Here is a 3605-nt window from a genome sequence, read left to right as displayed (position 1 = left end):
CTGAAGGACCAGCTGCCCTTTCCAGCATTCAACGTGACTTTTCCCCGGGATAGAGCCTGACGGTAATTGCTGGAAACAAAGCGGGCCAGATCTTCTTCCGAACGGTCCCACCACCATTTCCAGTCCAGCTTATACATTTCAACTTCCAGAGTCTTACGCTCTGATAAACTGCCGTCTCTGTTGAGGCTGACAATCTCCAATTCATGATCTTCATCAGTCAAAAGCATACCCCTCTGTTTATCACCGGCGGGAGCTCTGATTCCGACATAGCTTTCATAGGGGGACAGGGCGAGCACATGGCGTGTCACACTGAAATCTCCCCCCTCTTCAAAGACTTTTGTCTGGAGATCAACATTCATAAAACCAGGACTCTTATCTTCAAAGGGAATGGGCAGACGTATTTCAGTACGTCCCTGGTCATCAATCCGGCCCGAAAAAACAGTTTCGCCAGAAGAGTAGAAAGACTTACCGGGATCATCAAACACAAATGAGGAGTATCCAGTGAAACTGGTTTTTCTGGAACTGAGGACCATATCAGTTTCTGTTTTCATATTCCTTGCCACGGCTCCATGGAGCCACCGGACTTCCATTGGAATCAGGGTCAGCTCAGAAATAAGAGGATCTGCAATACTGTCCAGGGAGATCTTCAATCTATTGGGCTTAACAGTTTCAATCCTGATGGATTTTGTGAAGACACTGCCGCCCACTGTCACCCGGGCACTCCAGAATCCGGTTGGTGCTTCATCATCAGTTTTTACCTGAAATCTGTACATTCCAGCTATGGAAGCTGTGGAAATCTTTTTCTGAACTCTCTTCCCTTCAGGATCAAGAAGTTCAAAAACAACCGGATGATCTTCGGGGAGCTTATGAAGTTCATCCTGAAGAATAAATCCCATATAGATTTCATCACCGGGACGCCAGACACCCCGTTCACCGTAAATAAATCCTTTGAGACCTTCTTTGACATCGCCCCCTTCAATCTCAAAATCACTTACAGAAAGAGAGGAGCCATCATCAACCCTCATCCAGCTGCTCATTCCCTCACGGGATGCCTGAAGAGCAAAGGGAACCCCTTCGGGGTTCAGATAGACATATCCGGCTGAGTCACTCAGCCCCCTGGCAATTCCCTGCTGCTGAAAATCATATAAAACGACATCTACACCAGCCACCGGCCCTGCATTGTTCAGATCGGTAACATACACGGTCATACCGCTGACATCAGATTTTTTAGCAATGACCCCCAGACTGGAGGATAGAAAACTGACTTCATCGGTTCTTCTGGCATAATAAGTATTGGAACAGGGATTATCCCGATTCTGCCAATCTGAATAGTAATAATTATCCCACATGCTGCTATAAGAGGGCCCCGCCCATTGTGACTTATTCAGAGGAAGATCATCCTCTTCACTGTGATCATCCTCACAGGGGAACAGAGATTGAGAACGTCTGAAAGATAAACGAAGCTGATAAAGAGCACCAGGCTCGGGTGAAACCCAGGATGTAAGATCCAGTTCAAATGTGTTTTTGACATTAAGGTTATCAACCCCCCGGCCCTCGAGGCTGACGGTTCGAAAGGCAACAGGCTTTCCTACACGGTTCATATTCCAGTCACCTTTCAGATCACTGTTATCCTGGAGGAACTGAACCATATTATCTTCATAGACTCGGATGATTTCGATATCAACTGCTTTGAGAGAGACAGCCTCCATGGGAATCAGGAAGCCCTCGCCCGCAGGAAGAAGGCCGCCCTTTGTCAGAAACTCAGCCATCGGCTTTTCCTGGGCAGCAGGAATTTTAAAGACGACATTCCGGCCCAGGGAAATTCCTTTATCATCCTTCAAAGAGGAACTGACATTCAGCTCTTCATTGTTGATGCTCAGTCTCTCATAAAAAATTATAATGCAGTTCTCCTGAATTTTAAGGCTGTGAACCTCCTGATTTCCGATTCTCACAAGGCCGGAGATTTCCTGCTCTGCATCAAGGGGCATGGAAAAATGCAGTTCTAATGTCTTGTCAGGATGGACTGTTTTCTGCCAGCTCATAAATTTGAATACATTCAAAGCCGGGACCTCAATCTTTTCCTCACCTTCCCGGTCAACTCCTATACTTTTGCCGGACCATTGAATCTTATAGATAGATGCTTCCTGACTGCGGGGAATTCCTGCAATTGAAAAATTGTGATTGTCCCTGCCGTGCTCCCAGCTGATAGAAACATTCTCGCTGTCAAAAGTGAGGATTTTCTCAATATTATCATCTTCTGCCCTGTCTGCTGTTTTGATACGGCCAATGACGGTCAACGTTTCTAAATCATCGGGATCAATCCTGTCAATCAGAATTTCCATATCCTGTACAATGGTGGAGAATGAAAAACTGAACTCCTTTTTATCTTCAGGGACTGCCATGATCTGCCCCAGCTTTAAATGGACTGTATAATATTGGCTGCTCTTCAGTGGACCTTCCGGCTGAAATTGAAGAGTTCCGTTTTCACTCAAGCTGGTAACACCCTTCACTGCCGGTTCAAATTGAAAAAGATCCTGCAGTTGATTGTGAGACAGATCATGAGTCAGCGGCTTTGCCAGGACAACTTTAATCATACTGTCACGGCTGAGTATTCCTGCGGTATAAGAGGAGATAAGTCCTGTAAAATCTGCAGGATTTGAGACAACAACTTCCCCATCGGGAAGATCAGAGACTTTTGAAGAATCACCTTTTTCTCTGCAGGAAAATATTAATAGCGCTGTCATCAGTATCAGGAAGCTTTTCTTCATGGAATGATCCTTTGGAGTGATTATCTCAAGTATATTTCACTATGTTTAATTACAGGAGAAATTATTCCTTCTAATCATATTTATTGTTTGAAATTTTACTCTCATAAATCATAGGACGATATCAGTAAACATGTCATTATAATGAATTTTTTATTAATTATGGATGCGATAAATGGGAGACACAAATTACCTTATCATATGAAGAAGCATAGTGAGAGTCTTTGTGACCACGGTTTTAAAAATGCACCTACGGGGTCAGATGAATTAAAACTACAGTAGGTGATGAGATATCTAGTGTGTTTTTGAATCTGTAAAAAGATGGGGGCGAAAAAAAACCTCTCCAGCATAGAGAGGCAATGAGTTTCTCCTTAAAAAGGATAATGACCTAAGTAAAAAACCGTATCATTCTAATGACTCATGTGGTTTGATTTGTTAACATTCTCAATCATATTCCCATTTTCAATCCATACCAAAAGGTAAAATGAAAAATAAAATATAAACGCTACAAAGTAGGAAAACAAAACAAACCTATATAGTTCAACCTCAGTGGATGAGGTATATAACTTTTCAGTTTTCAAGTCACTCACAAGTGAATGGTTAAAAGTATAATATCAATAAACTAAACAAATGACAAGCACTTCAAGAAATAAAACAGTCTCCGGAAGACTCGTTGTGGTTCATGAGAAAAAATTCAGACACAAATCAATCGTTGAAGCAGCTATGCTTTATTGTGGATTCTTGAATTTTGTCTGCCACTGCCCCGTTCCCCTTCTTCGGAAAGCTGCTGGTTATTAGTAATTTCATTTTTCCAATAAACCTTCAAGCAAAGCCCTGAAT

At 42.8% G+C, this 3605-nt stretch carries 1 protein-coding gene; it reads right to left on the bottom strand.

The features are described 5' to 3' along the window. On the bottom strand, nucleotides 1-2768 hold a 2768-nt coding region (locus PF479_RS08590), incomplete at its 3' end, for an MG2 domain-containing protein (protein ID WP_298004950.1). Between the last annotated feature and the right edge of the window lie 837 nt (nucleotides 2769-3605).

The sequence above is a fragment of the Oceanispirochaeta sp. genome, assembly GCF_027859075.1.
Taxonomy (GTDB): domain Bacteria; phylum Spirochaetota; class Spirochaetia; order DSM-2461; family DSM-2461; genus Oceanispirochaeta.
This window is presented reverse-complemented; position numbering and strand designations above follow the sequence as displayed.